22 protein-coding genes and 1 tRNA gene are annotated in these 22,229 nt (G+C 69.9%); 16 read left to right on the top strand and 7 right to left on the bottom strand.

What is annotated here, in order from left to right:
• Positions 1-31 precede the first annotated feature (31 nt).
• Both ABZ370_RS31015 and ABZ370_RS31010 read right to left on the bottom strand, forming a co-directional pair.
• Entirely contained in the window at positions 32-1,564 is a 1,533-nt protein-coding gene (locus tag ABZ370_RS31015; RefSeq protein WP_358627216.1) for an MFS transporter, read from the bottom strand.
• Between the two features lie 170 nt (positions 1,565-1,734).
• Entirely contained in the window at positions 1,735-2,493 is a 759-nt protein-coding gene (locus tag ABZ370_RS31010) for a TetR/AcrR family transcriptional regulator (protein ID WP_358627213.1), read from the bottom strand.
• A 249-nt stretch (positions 2,494-2,742) separates the two neighbouring features.
• Here ABZ370_RS31010 and ABZ370_RS31005 point away from each other — a divergent pair, with 249 nt between their 5' ends.
• Positions 2,743-4,068 carry a M6 family metalloprotease domain-containing protein gene (locus ABZ370_RS31005; protein WP_358627210.1) on the top strand — a complete coding sequence of 442 codons (1,326 nt, stop codon included), beginning with the start codon at positions 2,743-2,745 and terminating at the stop codon, positions 4,066-4,068.
• Here ABZ370_RS31005 and ABZ370_RS31000 read toward each other — a convergent pair.
• Positions 4,034-4,660 (bottom strand): TetR family transcriptional regulator, encoded by a 627-nt coding sequence (locus ABZ370_RS31000; RefSeq protein ID WP_358627207.1) that lies wholly within the window; start codon positions 4,658-4,660, stop codon positions 4,034-4,036. The genes ABZ370_RS31005 and ABZ370_RS31000 overlap by 35 nt on opposite strands.
• Positions 4,661-4,800: 140 nt before the next feature.
• On the opposite strand from ABZ370_RS31000, the gene ABZ370_RS30995 reads away from it, so the two are divergent.
• The 11 genes from ABZ370_RS30995 to ABZ370_RS30945 all read left to right on the top strand — a co-directional run bounded on the left by ABZ370_RS30995 (position 4,801) and on the right by ABZ370_RS30945 (position 15,284).
• Positions 4,801-4,956: a hypothetical protein gene (locus ABZ370_RS30995; RefSeq protein WP_039937939.1), complete on the top strand. Its 156-nt coding sequence runs from the start codon at positions 4,801-4,803 to the stop codon at positions 4,954-4,956.
• A gap of 3 nt (positions 4,957-4,959) precedes the next feature.
• Positions 4,960-5,238 carry a DUF4190 domain-containing protein gene (locus ABZ370_RS30990; protein WP_358627204.1) on the top strand — a complete coding sequence of 93 codons (279 nt, stop codon included), beginning with the start codon at positions 4,960-4,962 and terminating at the stop codon, positions 5,236-5,238.
• Positions 5,239-5,317: 79 nt separating this feature from the next.
• A complete protein-coding gene (locus ABZ370_RS30985; protein ID WP_358627201.1) occupies positions 5,318-6,415 on the top strand; it encodes an aromatic ring-hydroxylating dioxygenase subunit alpha in 1,098 nt (365 codons plus the stop codon).
• On the top strand, positions 6,412-6,603 hold the full coding sequence (locus ABZ370_RS30980; RefSeq protein WP_358627198.1) for a hypothetical protein: 192 nt from the start codon (positions 6,412-6,414) through the stop codon (positions 6,601-6,603). Before ABZ370_RS30985 ends, ABZ370_RS30980 begins: the two co-directional genes overlap by 4 nt.
• Positions 6,600-7,637: a PDR/VanB family oxidoreductase gene (locus ABZ370_RS30975; RefSeq protein WP_358627195.1), complete on the top strand. Its 1,038-nt coding sequence runs from the start codon at positions 6,600-6,602 to the stop codon at positions 7,635-7,637. Before ABZ370_RS30980 ends, ABZ370_RS30975 begins: the two co-directional genes overlap by 4 nt.
• 174 nt (positions 7,638-7,811) lie before the next feature.
• Positions 7,812-8,837: an ABC transporter substrate-binding protein gene (locus ABZ370_RS30970; RefSeq protein ID WP_358627192.1), complete on the top strand. Its 1,026-nt coding sequence runs from the start codon at positions 7,812-7,814 to the stop codon at positions 8,835-8,837.
• Between the two features lie 59 nt (positions 8,838-8,896).
• A complete protein-coding gene (locus tag ABZ370_RS30965) occupies positions 8,897-9,787 on the top strand; it encodes a siderophore-interacting protein (RefSeq protein ID WP_358627189.1) in 891 nt (296 codons plus the stop codon).
• A 222-nt stretch (positions 9,788-10,009) separates the two neighbouring features.
• Positions 10,010-11,590: an aspartate aminotransferase family protein gene (locus ABZ370_RS30960; RefSeq protein WP_358627186.1), complete on the top strand. Its 1,581-nt coding sequence runs from the start codon at positions 10,010-10,012 to the stop codon at positions 11,588-11,590.
• Between the two features lie 36 nt (positions 11,591-11,626).
• The gene (locus ABZ370_RS30955; protein ID WP_358627183.1) at positions 11,627-12,931 is read left to right on the top strand and encodes a lysine N(6)-hydroxylase/L-ornithine N(5)-oxygenase family protein; all 1,305 of its coding nucleotides are present in this window, start codon (positions 11,627-11,629) and stop codon (positions 12,929-12,931) included.
• Positions 12,928-13,500: a GNAT family N-acetyltransferase gene (locus ABZ370_RS30950; RefSeq protein WP_358627180.1), complete on the top strand. Its 573-nt coding sequence runs from the start codon at positions 12,928-12,930 to the stop codon at positions 13,498-13,500. The genes ABZ370_RS30955 and ABZ370_RS30950 overlap by 4 nt, the downstream gene beginning before the upstream one ends.
• Complete coding sequence (locus tag ABZ370_RS30945) at positions 13,497-15,284, top strand: IucA/IucC family siderophore biosynthesis protein (RefSeq protein WP_358627177.1); 1,788 nt, start codon at positions 13,497-13,499, stop codon at positions 15,282-15,284. The genes ABZ370_RS30950 and ABZ370_RS30945 overlap by 4 nt, the downstream gene beginning before the upstream one ends.
• 73 nt (positions 15,285-15,357) lie before the next feature.
• On the opposite strand, the gene ABZ370_RS30940 is transcribed toward ABZ370_RS30945, so the two are convergent.
• Positions 15,358-16,557, bottom strand: a complete 1,200-nt coding sequence (locus ABZ370_RS30940; protein ID WP_358627174.1) for an exo-alpha-sialidase — start codon at positions 16,555-16,557, stop codon at positions 15,358-15,360.
• Positions 16,558-16,798: 241 nt separating this feature from the next.
• Positions 16,799-17,311 carry a hypothetical protein gene (locus ABZ370_RS30935; RefSeq protein ID WP_358627171.1) on the bottom strand — a complete coding sequence of 171 codons (513 nt, stop codon included), beginning with the start codon at positions 17,309-17,311 and terminating at the stop codon, positions 16,799-16,801.
• A gap of 447 nt (positions 17,312-17,758) precedes the next feature.
• Between ABZ370_RS30935 and ABZ370_RS30930 the strand changes: the two genes are divergently transcribed.
• From ABZ370_RS30930 to ABZ370_RS30920, 3 genes are all read left to right on the top strand, one after another.
• A tRNA-Arg gene (locus ABZ370_RS30930) sits at positions 17,759-17,834 on the top strand.
• Between the two features lie 199 nt (positions 17,835-18,033).
• Positions 18,034-18,300 carry a hypothetical protein gene (locus tag ABZ370_RS30925; RefSeq protein WP_358627169.1) on the top strand — a complete coding sequence of 89 codons (267 nt, stop codon included), beginning with the start codon at positions 18,034-18,036 and terminating at the stop codon, positions 18,298-18,300.
• The gene (locus ABZ370_RS30920; protein ID WP_358627166.1) at positions 18,297-18,743 is read left to right on the top strand and encodes a hypothetical protein; all 447 of its coding nucleotides are present in this window, start codon (positions 18,297-18,299) and stop codon (positions 18,741-18,743) included. The genes ABZ370_RS30925 and ABZ370_RS30920 overlap by 4 nt, the downstream gene beginning before the upstream one ends.
• Before the next feature lie 25 nt (positions 18,744-18,768).
• Here the strand turns inward: ABZ370_RS30920 and ABZ370_RS30915 are convergent, their stop codons facing one another.
• Positions 18,769-19,926, bottom strand: a complete 1,158-nt coding sequence (locus tag ABZ370_RS30915; RefSeq protein ID WP_358627164.1) for a Dyp-type peroxidase — start codon at positions 19,924-19,926, stop codon at positions 18,769-18,771.
• 88 nt (positions 19,927-20,014) lie between these two features.
• Between ABZ370_RS30915 and ABZ370_RS30910 the strand changes: the two genes are divergently transcribed.
• Complete coding sequence (locus ABZ370_RS30910; RefSeq protein WP_358627161.1) at positions 20,015-21,358, top strand: right-handed parallel beta-helix repeat-containing protein; 1,344 nt, start codon at positions 20,015-20,017, stop codon at positions 21,356-21,358.
• A 7-nt stretch (positions 21,359-21,365) separates the two neighbouring features.
• Here the strand turns inward: ABZ370_RS30910 and ABZ370_RS30905 are convergent, their stop codons facing one another.
• Positions 21,366-22,046 carry a hypothetical protein gene (locus ABZ370_RS30905; protein WP_358627296.1) on the bottom strand — a complete coding sequence of 227 codons (681 nt, stop codon included), beginning with the start codon at positions 22,044-22,046 and terminating at the stop codon, positions 21,366-21,368.
• Positions 22,047-22,229: the final 183 nt, after the last annotated feature.

The raw sequence follows: 22,229 nt of genomic DNA, 5'->3' as shown, positions 1-22,229 counted from the left end.
TCCGTACACGCTGTCAGTCCCGTACGCGCCGTCAGTGCGCCATGACCGGAACGGCGTCCCGCGCCACCTCGTCGCCCGAGCCGTCGCCCGAACCGGCCACCGCGCCGCCGCCGTCCTGCCTCCCGGCGCTGATCAGCGTGGTGGCGATCGCCGCGGCCAGCAGCAGGATGCCGACCGCCCAGGCGATGGCCGCGGTGTAGCCGTGCACCATCGACTGCGCTTGCAGCAGCTTCGGCGACGAGGCCGTGGCCGCGTGGCCCTTGGCGTACGCCGTGGTGGCGCTCGCGGCGATGGTGTTGAGCAGCGCGGTGCCGATCGCGCCGCCCACCTGCTGCGAGGTGTTGACCATCGCGGAGGCGACGCCCGCGTCCCGCGGCTCGACCCCATGGGTGGCCAGGCTCATCGCGGGCATGAAGGCCGTACCCATGCCGAGGCCGAGCAGCACGATCGCGGGCAGGATCAGCGCCGGGTACGAGGTGTCGAGGTCGATCTGGGTCAGCAGCAGCATGCCGGAGGCGGCGACCAGGAAGCCCGGCCCCATCAGCAGCCGCGGCGGAACCCTGGTCATCAGCCGGGCGCCGATCTGCGTCGATCCGGTGATCATGCCCGCGACCATCGGCAGGAAGGCCAGACCGGTCTCGACCGGGCTGTATCCCTTGACGATCTGCATGTAGTAGGTGAGGAAGAGGAACAGCCCGAACATGCCGATGACGGCGAGGCCGAGCGAGGCGTAGACCCCGCCGCGGTTGCGGTCGGTGACGACGCGCAGCGGCAGCAGCGGCGCCTTCACCCGGGACTCGACGATCACGAAGGCGGTCAGCAGCACGGCGGCCGCGGCGTACAGGCCGACGGTCGGGCCCGCGCTCCAGCCGTCGGACTCGGCGCGAGTGAAGGCGTAGACCAGCGCGACCAGGCCCGAGGTGGCCAGCAGCACACCGGGAACGTCCAGCTTGGAGGGGTTACGGCTCTCACTGGGCTCGCGGATCACGGCGACCGCACCGGCCGCGGCGACGGCGGCGAACGGGATGTTGACGAAGAACGTCCAGCGCCAGTCCAGGTATTCGGTGAGGACGCCGCCGAGGATCAGGCCCACGGCACCGCCGCCGCCCGCGATGGCGCCGAAGACGCCGAACGCCTTGGCCCGCTCCTTGGCGTCGGTGAACATCACGGCGAGCAGCGAGAGCGCGGAGGGCGCGAGCAGCGCGCCGAAGACGCCCTGCAGTGCGCGGGCGCCGAGCAGCATGCCGCTGCTCACCGCGGCGCCGCCGAGCGCCGAGGCCGCGGCGAAGCCGATCAGTCCGACGATGAAGGTCTGCTTACGGCCCCACAGGTCCGCGATCCGGCCGCCGAACAGCAGCAGGCCGCCGAAGGCGAGGGCGTAGGCGGTGATGACCCACTGCTTGTTGCCGTCGGAGATGTTCAGGTCGGCCTGGGCCGAGGGCAGGGCAATGTTCACGATGGTCGCGTCGAGGACGACCATCAGCTGGGCGAGGGCGATGAATATCAGCGCGTTCCAGCGCCGGGGGTCGGCATATGGCGTCTTATTTGGGACGGTTTCAGGCATGGGTGGGCCTACCTAGCGGTGCGGAGAGTAAAGAGAAGTGGAGTAGAGAGGAGAGAAGTAGAGAGAGCAGAGAAGCGAAGGCCGATGACGCGCACCGTCATACGAAGATGAAGACCGGTGGACGCGCGAGAACTAAGCGGTGTGCGGTGAGCGGCCGGGTGCGAGCTACGTCACGGCCGGTGCTGCAGATCCTCCAAGGTGACGGCGGAGCCGGGAAGTTCGGAGCGCGCCGGAGCCGACAGCCCGTCCAGGAACAGCTGTAGATGCCGGTGCACGAAGGCGTCGAAGTTCACGCAGCCGCTGCCGGGCAGCGGCCGGGTGAGCTGGGTGAGCGCGACCATCAGATCGCCGACGTCGATGTCAGCGCGCAGCTGACCGGCGGTTCGGGCGGCCCTCATCAGGGCGTCGATTCCGGCGTCCAGACGGTCGCGGGCGGCGATGTGGTCAGGGTGGTCCTTGTCGATGCTGTCGGAGAGCAGGGGGCACAGCGCGCCGATCCGCTCGTCCGCCGCCGCGTGGACGAAGCGCCCCAGCGCCAGGAAGGCGTCGACCTCCTCGGCCAGGGCCGATTCGGCTTGTTCGGCGACGCGGTACATCACCGACAGGGTCACGTGGTGGATCAGTTCACCGCGGTCCGCGAAGTTCCGGTAGAGAGTGGCATTGCCGACCCCCGCCCGCCGGGCGATCTCGTCGAGCGGGACCTCGGCCCCGTACTCGACGAGCACCTCGCGTGCGGCACCGATGATCCGCTCCCGGTTGCGCAGGGCGTCGGCGCGCAGCCGGGGCGGTGCCTGCCGTGCGCGATCCGCGGCCTGCGCGGCGTCCGCCTGCGCGGCAGTGGCCCGTGCGGCGCCAGCCTGCGCGGCGTCGGCCCGTGCGGCATCGGCCTGCGCGGCGTCGGCCTGCGTGGTGGTGGTGGCTCCGGCCATGACAGCTCCCCTTTCTGCGTCCGGATCGTCCTGGATCGAACGATGCGAGGTTCAACGCTTCCGGGGACTCAGTCCCCGTTTGCGCGGTCACCGGTTTAAACGGGGAACCACTCCCCGGAATTTCGCAGTCCGTGGGTGACCTGCGTCACACCTGATGTGCGGGCATTTCGCCCGCCCGGCCCAGCCGATTCCCCCGTGCGGACGCACCCCGGGGGCGCCCCCGGGTGCCCCGGCACACCGTGGGCGGCAATGAAGCAGACCCGCGAGGCCCCCCGCCCTCGAATACGCAGGCTCCGCCGAGGCAGCGCGTTCCTCACCGCCACCGTGCTCACGGTCGCGGTGGTCGCCCCGGCGGCGATGCCGCGTCCGGGCAAACCGGCCGCCGCCCAGCGGGCCCCGGCGCCGGTGACCACGGCGGAGGCCGGATCGCTGGAACCGTGCTCCCTCTCCCCCGGACCCGGTCTGCAGATGTCCGAGGGCATCCCCACCAGCCACGGCTACAGCCGCAGCACGGGGACGGTCAACGCACTCAACCTGATGATCGACTTCCCGGATGTGCGCGGCAAGGGCACGGCCCGCGAGCGCTTCGAGGAGTTCTTCCCGCAGACCACACAGTGGTTCGCGCGCAGTTCCTACGGACGGCTCGACTACCGGCCCGCGATGCCGGTCGACCACTGGCTGCGGATGCCGCACTCGTTCCGCTCGTACGGCATAAAGCGCGGCAGCCCCTTCGATCCCGGCTACCGCAAGCTGGTCGCGGACATAGCGAAAACGGCCGACCCGAAGGTGGACTTCCGCCGCTACGACCTGGTGAACGTCCTGGTCACGCCCAACGCCGGGCCGCCCGCCGCGCATGCCGTGCTCTCCGTGACCTATGCCGACAACCAGCGCGCCCCGACCGCGGACGGGGTTCCGCTGGCCAATGTCTCCTTTGTCTACAGCCGTCAGGACGACGGTTCCGGTTCGCTCCGGAAGACCGGCTTCCGGGTCCTTCCGCACGAGAACGGCCATATCTTCGGGCTGCCCGACCTCTACACCCACGGCGGCGGCGACAACGTCGGTCACTGGGACGTGATGTCCGAGGACTGGGGCGCCGGGAACGACCTGCTGGCCTGGCACAAGTGGAAGCTCGGCTGGCTCGGCACCCGCCAGGTCGACTGCGCGGCCCACCCCGGCACATCCGTGCACGCGCTGTCCCCGCTGCACCGGCCGGAGGGCACCAAGCTCGTCTTCGTCCCGGTCACGGACTCCACCGGATACGCCCTGGAGGCGCGTTCCGGCGGCGGCAACGACGAGGCGGTGTGCAAGCCCGGCGTCCTCGTGACCTGGGTGGACACCCGTCTCGACTCGGGCGGCGGCCCGGTCACCGTCATGGACAGCTCCCCCGGCGGGCGCGGCTGCACCCAGGAGCGCAACGTCCACCCCGGGCTCAGCGACGCGGCCTTCGGCCCCGGCGAGACGTACAGCGCGGACGCGGACGGTGTCAGCCTCCGCGTTCGCGTCACCGGCCGGGACGCGGACGGCTCCTACCGCGTCGAGGTCACGCGCCGCGCCAGTACCGGCGCCCGAGGCTGATCAGCAGCAGCTGCTTACGGGCGGTGTCGGCGATCCGCTCGCGCTCCCCCTCGTCCCCTTGCGCCTCCATGAACGCGGTCGCCGTCGTCACCATGCGGTCGACGTACAGCTCGGCCAGCATCCGGACGTCCTCCGGCGGCCACCCCGCGGGCGTGAGCCGGGGCGCGAAGGCCGCGGCGACCTCGTCGGTCAACCGGCCCAGCTCGGCGGCGATCGCCTCCCGCACCGACCGCACCCCGCCGTGCCGTTCGCGCGCGATGAAGCGGATGTGGGTGGGGTGGCGGCGCACATGCTCGGCGACCGCTTCCACCACGGCGTCGATCCGCTCCTCGTCCCCGTCGTGCTCGGCGAGGATCGCGCGGATCATGCCCTGCAGACTGCCCAGGGACTCCTCGACCAGCGCCACGCCCAGATCGGCCATGTCCCGGAAGTGCCGGTAGAAGGCGGCCGGGGCCATGCCCACCACCCGGGTCAGCTCGCGCAGGCCCAGGCTGCTGAGGCTCTGCTCCTCCAGCAGCCCCAGCGCCGCGTCGAGCAGTGCGCGGCGCGACTTGCGCTTACGGGCCTCGCGGGTCCCGCATGTGTGACTCATATCATCCCAGTAAACAGGTGTTCGCCGACCTTGGCCGACCGTACGCGGGGGTAGCCTAGATGTCAGTGAACAGTTGTGAATCCAATTGTTCACTAAATGAGCATCCGCATCCCGGATTCACCACCATGAGAGAGGCTCACATGCTCTTCATCGTCGCAGCTCTCGCCCTGATGGGGGTTCTGCTGGGCGCGGCGGCACATACCCCGCTCCCGGTCTTCCTCGCCGCTTCCGGCGTCATCGGCGCATGGCTGCTCATCTTCTTCATCCGTGAACGCACCGGACACAAGGAGAGCTGACCCATGGCACTCACCGCACCCACCCGCACCTCGCCGGTCCGCGCGCGCCGGGACGCCGACGGCATGGCCGTCGCCTCGTTCGTGCTCGGCCTCATCGGCTCCCTCCTCTTCAACGCGGTCTTCGGGCCCTGCGCCATCGTGCTCGGGACGCTCGCGATCGCCCGGGAGACGGAGCGCCGGGGCCGCGCGCTGCTCGGCATCGCGCTCGGCATCGCGGACGTGATCCTGCTGGTCGTCCTGATGACGCTGGACCACTCGGTCTTCTGGCAGTTCGGCAGCTGATCCGAAACCGCGCGGCGGCCCTTCCACTGAGTGGAAGGGCCGTTGCCCGTGCATGAGCCCCGTCACCACGCTGCTGTGCATGACCGCATTCGCACGGAACCAGTGGTACGTCGCCGCCTACGGCCGGGAAGTCGGCCGCGAGTTGCTGGCGCGCACCATCCTGAACGAGCCCATCGCCTTCTACCGCACCGAGCCGGACGGCACCGCACCGGACGGCGCCGAGTCGCAGGGCACCGTCGTCGCGCTCGCCGACCGCTGTGTGCACCGCCGCTATCCGCTCTCGGCCGGCCGTCTCGACGGCGACAAAGTCGTCTGCGGCTACCACGGCTTCACCTACGACACCTCCGGCACCTGCGTCTTCGTCCCCGGCCAGAAGCGCGTCCCGCGCACCGCCCGGGTCGCCTCGTACCCCGTCGTCGAGCAGGACTCGCTGGTCTGGGTGTGGATCGGCGATCCGGCGCTCGCCGATCCGGCCGCGATCCCGCGCGCCCCCTGGCTGGCCGATCCGGGCTGGACGACGGTCGGCGGCATGGAGCCGATCGACGCCGGTTACGGGCTGCTCGTGGACAACCTGCTGGACCTCTCCCACGAGACGTATCTGCACGGCGGCTATATCGGCACCCCCGAGGTCGCCGAGACGCCGATCACCACCGAGGTCGACGAAGGCGCGGGCATCGTGCGGGTCAGCCGCCATATGGACGACGCCGCCTGTCCTCCCTTCTACGCCCGCTCCACCGGCATCGAGGGCCGCATCACCCGCTGGCAGGACATCGAGTACCACGCGCCCTGTCTGTATCTGCTGCACAGCCGCATCGCCCCGGTCGGGGTGCTGCCGGAGCCCGACGGTTCCGATCCGAACGCCTTCCATGTGGAGATCACGTACGCCATCACGCCCTCCACGGACCGGCACGTCTACGACTTCTGGGCCGTCTCACGGGACTTCGCCCGGGACGACGACGAAGTCACCACCTTCCTCCACGACTTCAACCGCACCGTGGTGATGCAGGACGTGGACGCGCTGAACCTGCTCCAGAAGGCGCTGGACACCGAGCGCGAGGGCTATCAGGAGCTGAGCATCAACATCGACACCGGCGGCCTGGCCGCGCGCCGCATCCTCGCCCGCCTCGCCGCCGAGGGCGAGCAGCGCCCCGCCCCGGCGCCGGTGACCGCCCCGTGAACACCGCCGAGGTCTACCGGATCGACTGGCTGCCCGGCACCGACACGCTGCACGGCGTCTGCCACTGCGGCGCGGAGCGCTCCGCCGAGGACCCGGTCGAGCTGTGGCAGTGGATGCTCGCGCACCCCGACGGGCACCATCTCGACGGACACCACCTCGGCCCGGAACAGAAAGGCACCACCGCGTGAGCAGTGTCACCGAAGGCGCCGAAGGCACCCAAGGCCGGACGTACGACGGCACCCTGCTCGTCGCCGCCAGAGCCGAGGCGGCCACGGACGTGGTGACGCTCACACTCCGTCATCCGGCGGGGCGTGAGCTGCCCGGCTGGGAGCCCGGCGCCCATGTCGACCTCGTCCTCGGGGACGGGCTGATCCGGCAGTACTCGCTGTGCGGGGACCCGGCGGACCGTACGTCGTGGCGGATCGCGGTGCTGCGCGCACCCGGTGGACGCGGCGGTTCCGCCCGGGTCCACGACACACTGGCCGAGGGCGCGTCGGTGCGGGTGCGCGGGCCGCGCAACCACTTCGCGCTGCGCCCGGCCGCCCGTTACGTGTTCATCGCGGGCGGCATCGGCATCACCCCGATCCTCCCGATGACGGCCGCCGCCGAGGCCGCGGGCGCCGAGTGGACGCTGCTGTACGGCGGGCGCACCCGCGACTCCATGGCCTTCGCCGCCCAACTCGCCGACCGCTACGGCGAGAAGGTACGGCTGGTCCCGCAGGACGAGGCGGGGCTGCTCGACCTCGCCGCCCACCTCGCCGAGCCCGACCCCGAGCCCGAGCCCGGCACCGGCACCCTGGTCTACTGCTGCGGCCCGGAGCCGCTGCTGCGGGTCGCGGAGGAGCGGTGCCGCGCCTGGCCGCCGGGCGCGCTGCGCACCGAACGGTTCCAGCCTCGTTCGGTTGACGAGAGCAACGAGACCGACGAGAGCGAGGACGGCGACGACGCGAACTCCGGCGCTTTCGAAGTGATTCTCGACCGATCCCGACGCTCCCTCACCGTCAAACCCGGACAGAGCGTGCTGCGCACCCTCGACGAGGCGGGGGTGCCAGTTTTGTACTCCTGCGAGGAGGGCACGTGTGGTACGTGCGAGACGGATGTCATCGAGGGCGAGGTGGACCACCGCGACTCCGTACTCACCGACGAGGAACGGGCGTCGGGCGAGACGATGATGATCTGCGTCTCACGCTGCCACGGCCCGAAGCTGGTGCTGGACCTGTGAACGACCTGTGAAACGACGCTGAACGACCGCTGTCGCCTCTCAATAAATGGGGCCGGGGTGGCCCCGCCCACTGGACAAACGGGTTGGTTAGGCTAACCTAAGTAAGCCTTCGGGATGCCGTCCCTGGGCTCCGTCCCCGTACGTCTTGAGAGAAGGCACAGCTCCATGCGGTCCATGCGCCACGCCAGAGAACTCCCGCTCTCCCGTCGCGGCCTCCTCGCCGCAGGCGGCGCCACCGGGCTCGGAGCCCTGGTCACCGCCTGCGGTGGCAAGGGCGGTTCGGGCTCCGGCGACGGAAAGGGCGGCGGCTCCTGGTCGTTCACCGACGACCGCAAGAAGAAGATCACCAACGATGGCGCCCCCGAGCACATCGTCGCCTACGTCGCCGCGGCGGCCGCGCTGTACGACTTCGGGATCGACAAGCAGATCACCGGCGTCTTCGGCCCGACCAAGCTGAAGAACGGCAAGCCCGACCCGCAGGCCGGGGACATCGACGTCGACCGGCTGACCAGCCTCGGCCAGACCTGGGGCCAGTTCAACGTCGAGAAATACGCCTCGCTCAGCCCCGATCTGCTGATCACCAACATGTTCGACCCGGGCGCGCTCTTCTACATCCCGGACGACAGCAAGAAGAAGATCCTCGCGCTGGCCCCCAGCTGCGCCATCACCACCGGCCGCGTCTCCATGCTGGAGCCCATCAAGCGCTACGCCGCGCTGGCCGAGGCGCTCGGCGCCGACCTCAAGGCCAAGAAGGTCACCGACGCCAAGGCCCGCTTCGAGAAGGCGTCCGAAGAGCTGCGCAAGACCGTCAAGTCGCGCAAGATCCGGGTCATGGCCTGCTCCGCGAGCGCCGATCTCTTCTACGTCTCCAACCCGAAGATCAGCGCCGACCTGCTGTACTTCCAGGAGCTGGGTGTCGACCTCGTACAGCCGCAGAAGCCCGACAAGGGCGGCTACTTCGAGAGCCTGAGCTGGGAGAACGCCGACAAGTACGACGCGGACGTGCTGTTCCTGGACAACCGCACCGCGACCCTCCAGCCGAACGCCCTGACCTCCAAGCCGACCTGGTCGAAACTGCCCGCCGTCAAGGCAGACCAGATCACCCCCTGGAGCAGCGAGCCGCGCTTCTCCTACGCCGGTGCGGCCCCGCTCATCGAGTCCCTCACCAAGGCCATCCAGGACGCGAAGAAGGTCAGCTGACGCGGGCTGACCAGCACATGCGCTGACCTTAAGGCAAGCGAAGGGAAGACGTCGATCCCATGACGACCGCAGCCACCACCACCCGTCCCTCCCCCACCGCCGTACCGTTCCGCTTCTTCGACGCGCAGGTCGTACGGACCCGGGCGCTCGGACCGTCCATGTCCCGGATCACCTTCGGCGGCACCGGCCTCGGGACCTTCACCACCGGCGGCCGCGACCAGCGCTTCAAACTGTTCCTGCCGCACCCGGGCCAGCCCGCCCCGGTCGTACCGGTGGAGGACGGCGACGGCTGGTTCGCCACCTGGCGGACGATGGACCCGGCCGTACGCGGCATCATGCGCTCGTACACCGTGCGCGAGCAGCGCCGCGAACCCGACGAGATCGACGTCGACTTCGCGCTGCACCACGACAGCGGACCGGCCGCCAGCTGGGCCGCGCGCGCCGAGCGCGGCGACCGCGTCACCCTGCTGGGCCCGGTCGTCGAGGACAACGGCGGTGTCGACTTCCGGCCGCCGTCCGGCACCGACTGGGTGCTGATCTCCGGCGACGAGACCGCGCTGCCCGCCGTCGCGGGCATCCTCGACTGGCTGCCCGCGGGCACCCCGGCGAGGGTGTGGATCGAGGTCCAGCACGCCGAGGACATACAGGAGCTGCACACCGCGGCCGACGCCGACATCACCTGGCTGGTCCGGGACGGCGCCACCCCCGGCTCGCCGCGCTCCGCCCTGCTGCTGGACGATGTACGCGCCACCCCGCTGCCCTCCGGCACCCCGTACGCCTGGATCGCGGGCGAGGCCGGGACCGTCAAGGAGATGCGCCGCCACTTGGTCCGCGAACGTGGCTTCGAGCGCAAGGCCGTGACCTTCACCGGCTACTGGCGGCTCGGCGCCTGCGAGGAGCAGCTCGTCGAGGAGGCCGTCAGCGGCAGCGGCCCGAAAGCCGACGACTGACCGCGTCCCCTCTTCCGACGCTCACTGAACATTCCTCCACTCTTCCTCCACATATAGTCCATCAACTGGCCGACGGATTCCGATCGCCGCGGCGCGCCACCGCGCGCCCGGCGCCCCGGCCGGTGCACCCGCATGCCCCCACGCATCCCCCCATGCACTCCGCAGGCGCGCACACACCCGCACGCCCGCACGCACCACCGCACGCTCCAGGAAGGACAGACCGTGAGTTTCCTCGCGCAGACCGCTGAGGACCCGTCGCCGGAGTCGATATCCGGGGCGGCGGATGGCAGGGCCCACCTCTTCAACGACCGTACGGCGGAGAGCTACCGGCGCTCCGTGACCGACGGCGTCGGCCTGGTGGCCTCCACCGTCGCCCGCACCGACCGCCCGTTCACCGGCGTGACCCCGGGTGAACTGGCCCCCCAGATCTCCGGCATCGACCTGGAACAGCCGCTGGGCGACCCGGGCGCCGCGCTGAAGGAGCTGGAGCGCGTCTACCTCAAGGACGCCGTCTACTTCCACCACCCGCGCTACCTCGCCCACCTCAACTGCCCGGTGGTCATCCCGGCGCTGCTCGGCGAGGCGGTCCTGTCCGCCGTCAACTCCTCCCTGGACACCTGGGACCAGAGCGCGGGCGGCACCCTCATCGAGCGGCGGCTGATCGACTGGACCGCCGAGCGCATCGGCCTCGGCGAGGCCGCCGACGGCATCTTCACCAGCGGCGGCAGCCAGTCCAACCTCCACGCGCTGCTGCTCGCCCGCGACGAGGCCTGCAAGCTGGTCGAGAAGGAGGCCGCCGCGTCCGGGGAGCCCGTTCCCCCGAAGTCCGAGATCCTGCCGCGGCTGCGCATCCTCACCTCCCAGGCGAGCCACTTCTCCGTGAAGAAGTCCGCCGCCATCCTGGGGCTCGGCTACGAGGCCGTCATCTCGATCCCCTGCGACCAGGACCGGCGCATGCGCACCGTCGCCCTGGCCCGCGAACTCGACCGCTGCGACCAGGAGAACCAGGTGGTCATGGCCGTCGTCGCGACCGCCGGAACCACCGACTTCGGCTCCATCGACCCGCTGCCCGAGATCGCCGAGCTGTGCGCCCGGCACGGCTCCTGGATGCATGTGGACGCCGCGTACGGCTGCGGACTGCTGGCCTCCCCCACCCGGCGCCGGCTGCTCGACGGCATCGAGCGCGCCGACTCGGTCACCGTGGACTACCACAAGTCGTTCTTCCAGCCGGTCAGCTCCAGCGCCGTCCTGGTCCGCGACCGCGTCACGCTCAGCCACGCCACGTACCACGCGGACTACCTCAACCCCGAGCGCAGCGCCGAGAAGCTGATCCCCAACCAGGTCGACAAGTCCATCCAGACCACCCGCCGCTTCGACGCGCTCAAACTGTGGCTGACGCTGCGCATCATGGGCGCGGACGCGGTCGGGGCGCTCTTCGACGAGGTCGTGGACCGGGCCGCCGAGGGCTGGCACCTGCTGGACACCGACTCTCGGTTCGAGGTCGTCACCGAGCCGCAGCTGTCCACGCTCGTCTTCCGCTACGTACCGCCGACCGGCGACGACTCCGACCCGGACCTGGTCGACCGCGCCAATCTGCACGCCCGCGAGGCGCTGGCCGCCTCGGGCGAGGCGGTGGTGGCCGGGACCGTCGTCGACGGCCGCCACTACCTGAAGTTCACGCTGCTCAACCCGGAGACGTCGCTGAGCGACATCGCGTTCGTCCTCGACCTCCTCGCCGAGCACGCCGGTCAGTACCTGGCCCTGCACATCGAGCCCGAGCTCAGCCACTCCCGCGCCAGCTGAGTCGCCGACCGCACGTCCCCACCCCGGAGAACCACCGTGTCATCCCCGCACATATATGACTTCATCGGCGTCGGCCTCGGCCCCTATAACCTGGGCCTCGCCTGCCTCACCGAACCGATCGACGAACTCGACGGCCTGTTCCTGGAGAGCAAGTCCGACTTCGACTGGCATCCGGGCATGCTGCTGGACGGCGTCACCCTCCAGACCCCGTTCATGGCCGACCTCGTCACCCTGGCCGACCCCACCTCCCCGTACTCCTTCCTCAACTACCTGAAGGAATCCGGGCGGCTGTACTCGTTCTACATCCGCGAGATCTTCTATCCGCTGCGGGCCGAGTACAACAAGTACTGCCGCTGGGCGGCCCACAAGCTCTCCAGCGTCCGCTTCGGCCACGAGGTGACCACCGTCACCTACGACGACGCCGACGGCCTCTACACCGTGCGCTCCCGGCGCCCCGGCGGCGAGACCACCGAGCACCGCGCCCGCCATCTGGTGCTCGGCACCGGCACCCCGCCCTTCATCCCCGAGACCTGCCGGGGCCTCGGCGGCGACCTGCTGCACAACGGGCGCTACCTGGAGCACAAGGAGGCGCTGCAGGCCAAGGAGTCCATCACGATCGTCGGCAGCGGGCAGAGCGCGGCCGAGATCTACCAGGACCTGCTGGCCGACATCGGCAGCCACCGCTACCGCCTCAACTGGGTGACCCGCTCCCCGCGCTTCTTCCCGCTCGAATACACCAAGCTGACGCTGGAGATGACCTCGCCGGAGTACGTGGACTACTTCCACGCCCTCCCCGAGGACACCCGCTACCGGCTGGAGTCCGAGCAGAAGGGCCTGTTCAAGGGCATCGACGCGGACCTGATCAACTCCATCTACGACCTGCTCTACCAGCAGAGCCTGGACGGCCCGGTACCGACCCGGCTGCTCACCAACACCGCGCTGACCGACGCCTCGTACGACGAGTCCACCGGTACGTACACCCTCGGGCTGCGCCACGAGGAGCAGGGGCGCGACTTCTCCCTCACCACCGAGGGCCTCGTCCTCGCCACCGGCTACCGCTACCAGGCGCCCGCCTTCCTGGAGCCGGTGCGCGACCGCATCCGCTGGGACGACCACGGCCGCTTCGACGTCGCGCGCAACTACAGCATCGACACCACCGGCCGCTCCATCTTCCTCCAGAACGGCTCCACCCAGGCGCACAGCCTCACCTCGCCCGACCTGGGCATGGGGCCGTACCGCAACTCCTGGATCATCCGCGAGCTGCTGGGCCGCGAGCACTACCCGGTCGAGAAGTCCATCGCCTTCCAGGAGTTCGGCGCGCCGGAGGGACCGCTGACATGACCCTGTTCAAGCGTCACGACGACCGTCTCGGCAGCTTCGAGCTGCGCGCCCTCGACCCGGAGGCCGACGCCGCGCTGCTGCACCGCTGGGTGACCCACCCCAAGGCGTCCTACTGGATGATGGAGGACGCGAGCCTGGCCGACACCGAGGCCGAGTACCGCAGGATCGCCGAGCACCCGCACCACGAGGCCTTCATCGGCCTGCACGAGGGCGAACCCGCCTTCCTCGCCGAGCGCTACGACCCGGCCGAGGTCGAGCTGAAGGGGCTGTACGAGCCCCGCGAGGGTGACGTCGGCATGCACTTCCTGTGCGCGCCGACCGACACCCCGGTGCACGGCTTCACCCTCGCCGTGATCACCACCGTCATGGAGTTCTGCTTCGACGACCCCGCCGTCCGGCGCGTCGTCGTCGAGCCCGACGTCCGCAACGACGCGGTGCACGCGCTGAACGCGGCGGTCGGCTTCGACATCGTCGAGAAGATCGTCAAACCGGAGAAGGACGCCTACCTCAGCACCTGCACGCGCGAGCGCTTCGTCGCCGCGCGCGCCGCCCAAGGAGTATTCCGATGAGCCCCCGCGATGCCGTCGCCCACCTCACCCCCGACCTGTGGGAGCGGGCGGGCCGCCTCCTCATACGTAAAGCCCTCGCCGAGTTCACCCACGAACGCCTGCTGAAGCCCGAGCCCGAGGGCGACGGCCGCTACGCCGTCACCAGCGACGACGGCGCCGTGACCTACCGCTTCGCCGCCCGCGTCCTCACCCTGGACCACTGGCTGGTCGACGCGGACAGCATCACCCGCCACGGCCGGGACGGCGCACAGCGCCCGCTCGACGCCCTCGACTTCTTCATCGAGCTGCGCGGCGCGCTCGGCCTCAGCGACGACATCCTCCCCGTCTACCTCGAAGAGATCAGCTCCACCCTCTCGGGGACGGCCTACAAACTGGCCGCCGAGCCGGTCGGCGCGGCGCAGCTCGCCAAATCCGGCTTCCAGGAGATCGAGACGGGGATGACCGAGGGCCACCCCTGCTTCGTCGCCAACAACGGACGCCTCGGCTTCGGCATCCACGAATACCTCTCGTACGCCCCGGAGACCGCGAGCCCCGTCCAGCTGGTCTGGCTGGCCGCCCACCGCGACCACTCCACCTTCACCTCCTCCCCCGACCTCGACTACGACGCGCTGGTCCGCGCCGAGCTGAGCGAGGAGACCCGGACCCGCTTCGCGGACACCCTCGGCGGCCAGGGTCTCGACATCGCCGACTACCACCTGCTGCCGGTGCACCCCTGGCAGTGGTGGAACAAGCTGTCCGTCAGCTTCGCCGCCGAGGTCGCCCAGCAGCGGCTGGTCTGGCTCGGCACCGGCGAGGACGAGTACCTCGCGCAGCAGTCGATCCGTACCTTCTTCAACGCCGACCACCCGTCCAAGCACTATGTGAAGACCGCCCTGTCGGTCCTCAACATGGGCTTCATGCGGGGCCTCTCGGCCGCCTACATGGAGGCCACCCCGGCCATCAACGACTGGCTCGCGGGCGTCATCGCCTCCGACGACGTCTTCCGGGCCGCCCGCTTCTCGATCATCCGCGAGCGGGCCGCCATCGGCTACCACCACCGCCAGTACGAGGCCGCCACCAACCGGTACTCCCCGTACCGGAAAATGCTCGCGGCCCTGTGGCGCGAGAGCCCCGTCGCGTCGCTGGAACCCGGCCAGCGCCTGGCCACCATGGCCTCCCTCCTCCACACCGACGCCGACGGCGGCTCCTTCGTCAGCGCCCTCATCGAGGAATCCGGCCTCACCCCGGCGGCCTGGCTCCGCGGCTACCTCGACGCCTACCTCACCCCGGTCCTGCACAGCTTCTACGCGTACGACCTGGTGTTCATGCCGCACGGCGAGAACGTCATCCTGGTCATCGAGGACGGCGCCGTCCAGCGCGTGATCTTCAAGGACATCGCCGAGGAGATCGCCGTCCTGGACCCGGAAGCGGTCCTGCCCCCGGCCGTCGAGCGCATCCGCGCGGACGTGCCCGAGGACAAGAAGCTGCTGTCCGTCTTCACCGACGTCTTCGACTGCTTCCTGCGCTTCCTCAACGGCATCCTCGTCGCCGACGGGGTCGTCGAGGAGGACACCTTCTGGCGGACGGTCGCCGAGTGCGTGCGCGGCTACCAGGAGTCGATGCCGCACCTCGCGGACAAGTTCGCGCAGTACGACATGTACTCCGAGGACTTCGCGCTGTCCTGCCTCAACCGGCTCCAGCTGCGCAACAACCGCGAGATGGTCGACCTCCAGGACCCGGCGGGCGCGCTCCAGCTGATCGGCACACTCCAGAACCCGATCGCCCGGTTCCGTCCCGGCAACTGAGCACGCGCCAACAACGGCACCGGGCACCGCTGCTACTTCGCAGCGGTGCCCGGTGCCGTTCGTGTGCCGCCGGTTATGAACCACCCGTGGCGACATACGGACGGCAGACCCCACCGTCATAGTCGGTGGCGATCTCCAGCACCTTGCTGCCGTCCTCCGACGGGAGCAGGCTGGAGCTGTAGTTGGGGCAGGAGTCGAGCTTGTCGGACTTCACGGCGACCGGCGCCGGGATCTCGCGCCACGTCCCTTCCCCGCCCTTGCTGTTGGTCCAGATCGTGCGCCCGCTGCCCTCGGCCCGGCTGCCGTCCTTGTTGTACATCGCCTGTCCGATGAGCAGCAGCTTGCCCTGCGGGTTCCCCTTCTCCGGCGCCCAGGCCAGGTTCGGTGCGTGCAGGAAGTACTTGCCGTCCGCGGTCTCCGCCCGGGTGCCGAGGTCGGTGGGGTCGCCCCAGTCCCACCCGTCGGACGAGGTACGCAGGTGCGCGACGCACGAGAACTTGCCCCCGGCCGCGCAGATCTCGTACGTCATGACGTACGTGCCGCTCGGCAGCTTCCGCACGACCGGCATCCCGGGGCGGTCGGACTCCAGCTTGCTGGTGACGGTTTCGCGGGGCTTGCTCCACGAGACGCCGTCCTTCGACCGTACGGCGACGAGCTTCTGGCTGTGGCGCGGATCGGTCTCGTCGGAGTAGTGGGCGACCAGGTTGCCCTGTGCGTCGATGGAGAACTCCGGCTCCCACAGCCCCCTGGCGCTCGGCGAGGTGGCGATCGTGGACAGAGGGCTCCAGTTCCGCCCGTGATCGGTGCTCTTGAACACCCGGATCGACATCCGGGGCTCCGGCTTCTCGTCCTGCCCGAACGACGCCGCCCACAGCAGCGTCCCGGCCGGCATGTCGCCGACCTTCTGCGGCAGCTCGTAGAGGGTCGAGCAGCACAGCCCCTTGCCGTTCGCGGCCTGGGGGGCGGAGACGGCGCCCGCGTGACGGAAGCTCTTGCCACCGTCGGTGCTCTCCTGAATCTCCCCGACGCCGTTGCCACCCTTGTGGGTGACGGACGAGGCGAGCACGCGCCCGTTCGCGTCCCCGCTGTGCTGCAGCCGGATCGCCCGCGGATACAGCGACCCGCCGTCCCCCAGCGGCTTGGCGTCGGCCTTCTCCATGGGCGGCGCCTGCCCGGGCGCCGCGTTGTTGCTCACCCCGCCCTTGCCGGACTCACTGTCCTGCTGCGGGTCGCCGCTGCAGGAGGTGAGGAAAAGAGCGGTGCATGCCGCCATGAGCGATATGAGAAACGCCGGACCGCGTGGGCGTGAACGGGGAATGGTACTTGTCGGCATGGGGCCTCTCGCAATCGACGTCCTGATGGCTCGCCACATAACCCTGCACCGGTTTTCTGTATAGCGCAACAACACTAAAGACGCCCCATTTTCGTTAGCGAGGCGTTAGTGAACCAACAGCGATTCGCCAGCACCGCAGGGCAGTCTTGTCAGCAGCACCTCACCGCCCTGAGCTGCACGGCTATAAAGAAATGGCCTCATAGACGCTGATGTGGCACCAGCTGGCGGCATCGAACAGCTCACCGTTCCACCCGCCCCACCGGCCGTGCAGCCGAAGCCCCGCGATGCGAGCCATGAGGTCGAACTCAGACGGATAAGCCAGCCTCAATCCGATAGGGCTGAAAGCAAGACCATAGACGCCAAGACGGACGTGATTCTCATCGAGAATCTGAGTGCCCGGGTCATACCGGCAGACGTACAGCCCGACACGATCGGCCTCAAGGCGCTCGATGTCGATGAACTGGTGGCCCGGCCGAGCGGGCGCCGTCGGCACCCGGCACTCCAGGACGAACACACCGTCGCCGGCCAGGTGGCGCGCGGCGTTCTCGAAACACCGCACCTGGTCGTCCTGGGTCAGCAGATTGCCGATCGTGTTGAACACCAGGTAAACCAGCCCGTACGTCTGCCCGGTGGCGACACGGGACATATCCCCCAAGGTCACCGCGACCCGCCCGCCGCCAGGCTTCTCACGCATCCGGTCCACCATGTGCCGCGACTACTCGATGCCATCGACCCGCAGACCGGCCGCCTGCAACGGCAAGGCGAGACGCCCGGCCCCCACGGCAAACTCCAGCGCGTCACCCCCCACCCCGGCGAGAAACCTGACCGTCTCCTCCTCATCGCCCCGCGCGTCGGCGTCATAGCTCCGCGATGTCTCATACCCGAAGCTCGTCCTGGGATCGGCCCCCTTCATACACATCCCCCGTCCCGGAGCCCAGCCTGGCGGGACAGCAAGATCGTGACCACCGGATTTTTCGCGCCACAGCGACCAGGGCCGAACCGACGAGGCTCCACCCCCGGAACCAGCGCCTGATCACCCACGCCCCCGCCCCCCACCAGGACAGCACGACGTCGGCAACCCGTTCCGCACCCCGACCCCGAACCCGGTAGGCTGACCCTCGGCCGCCATACCAGCGACCATGCCTCCGTAGCTCAGGGGATAGAGCACCGCTCTCCTAAAGCGGGTGTCGCAGGTTCGAATCCTGCCGGGGGCACCATGCATTACGCCGCTGACCTGAGGTTCCTCCCTCAGGGAAGCGCTCTATCCGGCCTCGGGCTCTTCACCCGGGGCCGTTCGCGTGAGCGGGCGGGGAGTCCTACCGACTATCGCCCAACGAATCAGCCCTACCCGGCCCGAGGTGGCGGCTTCCCCGAGAAGAGCAGGCCGCGACACCCAGAACATGGCATACTTGAAGTATGGCAACCCGGAAGATCACCATTACCGTGCCGGAAGAGCTGGTGGAATCGATCAAGGAGCGCGTCGACGCGCGTGGAGTGTCCAGCTATATCGCCGCCGCCGCCGCCCATCAAGACGCCATGGACCGACTGCACGAGTTGGCCGAGCGCCTCGAAGAAGAGCACGGCGCCGTGACGGACGACGAGCAGCAAGCAGCGCTGGACCGCATCGCCGCCATCGACGGCTGGCATGACGAGCAGCGATCACATTCGGACGAGGCCGCGTGAGCCGCACCGCCCGAGCGAAGCCGCACCGGCCGCGACAGCGCGTCTTCGTATTCGATTCCGAGGCCCTCTCCAAGGCGGTGCAGGGCGACCGGGAGATGGCTGCGCTGATCAAGACGGCTCCGCGGCTCGATATCCCGATCGTCACCTCGGCGCTCACGACCTTGGAGGCATGGGACCCGCGCGAAACGTCGAGGCAGGCACTGTGGAACTGGACGCTGTCCCGGATCCGCGTCGTGCACACGGACGATCAGGTGATCGCCATGGCGCGCGACATGCTGAAGACAGCTGGCCTGCATGGGCACAAGTACGCCATCGACGCCATTCTGGCGGCTGTGGCCGGGCGGGCAGCCGCGCAGGGAGCTCAGGCGACCATCTTCACCTCCGACACCGACGACATGCATCAACTCCTCGCGGGACACTCCGTGCGAGTCGAGAAGATCTGACGAGACGGCGGTGGGCACGGCGTGATCAGGCGAACAGCCGGGAGCCGAGCGGGTGTTGGCGGTCGAAGCCGGGGAGGATCAGGAAGGTCGCGCTGGCCGTTGTGGTGGTGAATCGCAGCAGTGCGTCGGCGGTGTCCATGTGGGTGAGGGTGGCGGTGAAGGTCCGCAGGTCGTTCTGGAAGCTGATGAAGAGCAGGCCGGGGGCGGGCTCGTCGGTGCCGTAGGAGCGGCGGAGCATGAGGCCGGCGCCGACCACGGAGGGGTTCGCCCTGCGCACGTGGGCGTCCGCGGGGACGAGATAGCGTCCGTCCGGTGTCTTGGCGCCGAGTTGCGGGCCCGAGGCGACCGGGCCGCCGGAGAGGGGGACGCCGCTGGCCCGGCGCCGCCCGAAGACCGCTTCCTGCTCGGCTAAGGACAGGGCGGCGAACCGCGGCAGGTCGAGTTCCATACGCCGCAGTACGGCAAGGGTGCCACCGGCGACCGCGGAGGGTCCGGCCAGCCATAGATCGCGTTGTTGTTCGGCGGTCGTGTGCGGGCCCACGATGCCGTCGATGAAACCGAGCGGGTTTCGTGGCGCGGTGAGGCCGTTGCCGATGGGCACGTTCGCACCGCGGCGTGCGGACTGCCGCCAGCGTTCGTGGACGCGGCCACCGGCCTGGTCCAGCAGCGCGGCGGCGACGACCGGCAGGAGCAGCGCGTCACTGGCGCAGATCTGTATCAGCAGGTCACCACCGCGTGCCCGCGGGGCGATCCGCTCGCGGGAGAACCGCGGGAGGTCGGCCGCGCCGGGCAGTGAAGCACCGGCCGTGCGCACCAGCCGGGGGCCCACGCCGACGGTCACGGTGAGGTCGCCCGGCTCCAGGCCCAGCAGCCGCGGGTCGGTCCCCGCGATGAGCGTGCGGATGGCCCGGCCGAGTTCCGCCAGTAACGGGCCGGGAGCCACGGTGGCGCCGAGGTCGGCCACCACGGCCAGCAGGTTGCGCTGGGCGGGCTGGGGGAGCGTGATGCCTGCCTGATGCCGGCCCGCCACCGGAACCGGCGTCGGCGCGGCCGCGGCGGTCGGGGCGTGTCGGCCTGGCCGGGCGGAGTCCGATGTGCACCCGGCGGTCAGACCGGCGGCCACCATGGCGCCGGTGGCATCGAGGAACGCGCGCCGCGACGGATGGTGATCGGCTCGATGCATGGTGTGCAGGGTGCCACATCCGAATCGGGCGCGCCGGTCAATCTCGCCGATTATGGCGTGCAATTGGGCGTTCTGCCAGACTGGGATCATGCCTCGATTAGCTCTTCGCGTGGTGGCGGCGGTACTGGGCACGCTGGCACTTGTGGTCGGCTGCAGCGGCGATGGCGATGGCGGATCGGACAAAGGCCGACGGCCGTCCGGTGCGCAGGTGACGATCCGGGTGCCTGCCGATGCCCCGACGATCTCGGCCGCCGTGTCCTTGGCTCACCCCGGTGACCTGGTGCTGGTCGCGCCGGGCGTCTACCACGAGTCGGTGAAGATCGACACGGCTCGCATCACTCTTCGCGGCGCGTCCCGGGACAAGGTCGTCATCGACGGGCGGCTGCGGCAGCCGAACGGTGTCGTCGTCGCGGCGCCCGGAGTGGCCGTGGAGAACCTGACCGTGGAGAACAACACGCAGAACGGGGTCCTGGTCACCGGTTCGGCGGCGGCGGCCGCCGGGCTGCCGGGGCAGAGCGGCGGCTACGACACCGGCGATGAGCCCGTCACCTTCCTGAAGTCCTTCCTGGTCTCGCATGTGACCGCGACCCGCAACGGGCTGTACGGCATCTACGCGTTCTCCGCGCAGAACGGTGTCATCGAGCATTCGTACGCCTCGGGCGGGGCCGACTCGGGGATCTATGTCGGGCAGTGCAAGCCGTGTCACATCGTGGTGCGGGACAACGTCGCCGAACTCAACGCGGTCGGCTACGAAGGCACCAACGCCGGCGGCGACATGTACGTGGTCCGCAACCGTCTTGTCGGCAACCGGGTCGGCCTGACCACCAACTCCGACCACCAGGAGAAGCTGCTCCCGCAGCGGGACGCCGTCATCGCGGGCAATCTGATCGCCGCCAACCAGCAGCGGGCCACCCCGCAGCAGGCCGACGGCGGGTGGGGCACCGGCATCGGCGTCGACGGTGGCAGCGACAACCAGTTCCTCCGCAACCGCGTCACCGGCAACAGCAACGCCGGGCTGGTGATCACCGCGTCCGCCGACATCCCTCCGGTCGGCAACCGGATCGTGGACAACACGTTCACCGGCAACGGCGTCGACGTCGGCTGGACGTTCCCCACCGCCACCCGGGGACGGGGCAACTGCCTGCGCGGCAACGATCTGCGCACCACGGTGCCCGCCCGGCTCGCGACAACCGCGTCCTGTCCGCTGTCCGCCAAGTCGCCCTCGCCGGGCGGCCGGTGGGCGATGCCGACGGCACCCGGTGGCATCCCGTTCACCAAGGTCGCAGCGCCTGGTCCACAGCCTCAGTTCCCCCACGCCACCACTACGGGCGCCACCGCCGTCCCGGCCGTTCCGGCCCCACCGGACCTGGCGGACATCCCGCTGCCGTCGGCGTCCCTGCTTGCCGCGGACGCGCGAGTGCGGACCTCCTGAACAGCGGCTACCGGGTCGGGGTGACTCCGGGGACCGGCTTGACCGGAAGGTACTTGTGGGTGTCGAAATCGATGACCACAGGCCGCGATACGGAACCCACGCTCACGCGCACCCGGTACATGGTGCCGTCCGAGCCGACCCAGTAGCGCACCCTGTTCGCCGTACCGGAGCGGTCCCGGGAGGACGGCCCGGTCATGACGTCCACCCGATGCCCGGCCACCCGGTCTCGTCCCAGCCAGGCGGCCCCGTTCTGCGGCAGAAGCTGGGCGTTCTCCGGCCGGTCGCTGCCGAGACCGAGTGCGATGGCCAGCGCACTGTCAAGCGAGCTGCCGGACGACTGGAGCGGACGGTCGTACCAGCCCGAGCGGGGCGGCGACGCGGGTGCGTGTGCCGGGGCGTTCGCCATCGGGTGGACGGACACCGAGGTGGCCGTCCACTCGATCAGCCCGTCGCTGGATGTGTCGCGCCCGGTGCCGTGCACCACGCCGTAACCGATCTTGCGTTGGTAGTCGACGGACCCGGTGACGATCAGCCCACCGGCGGTGCCCGGCACAGTGATCGTCACCGCGCGGCCGTGCGCCTCGTAGTTACGGAACCGCGTCATCGCCAGCCGGTTCACCTCATCCGGCGTCAGCGCGCGCGGACCGCCGGAGCCGGAGCCGCCGTCGGCGGCCAGGAACCCGGCCACCGCGACGACCACCCCGACGGCTGCTACGCCGATGACCGCTGCCGCCCAGCGTGGCCGCAGCAGCCATCGGCGCCGGTCAGTCGCACGGCCTGGTAGAGCTTGCCGGTTTCTCACTCTCCGCACGCGGCTCGACGCTGACACTCTTCTGAATTCCCCTCTCCTTCACCACACCGCTCGGCCGCC

This window comes from Streptomyces sp. NPDC005962 (genome assembly GCF_040629205.1).
Classification (GTDB): domain Bacteria; phylum Actinomycetota; class Actinomycetes; order Streptomycetales; family Streptomycetaceae; genus Streptomyces.
Note: the sequence above shows the minus strand (reverse complement) of the source record. Positions and strands in the feature narration are given on the sequence as shown.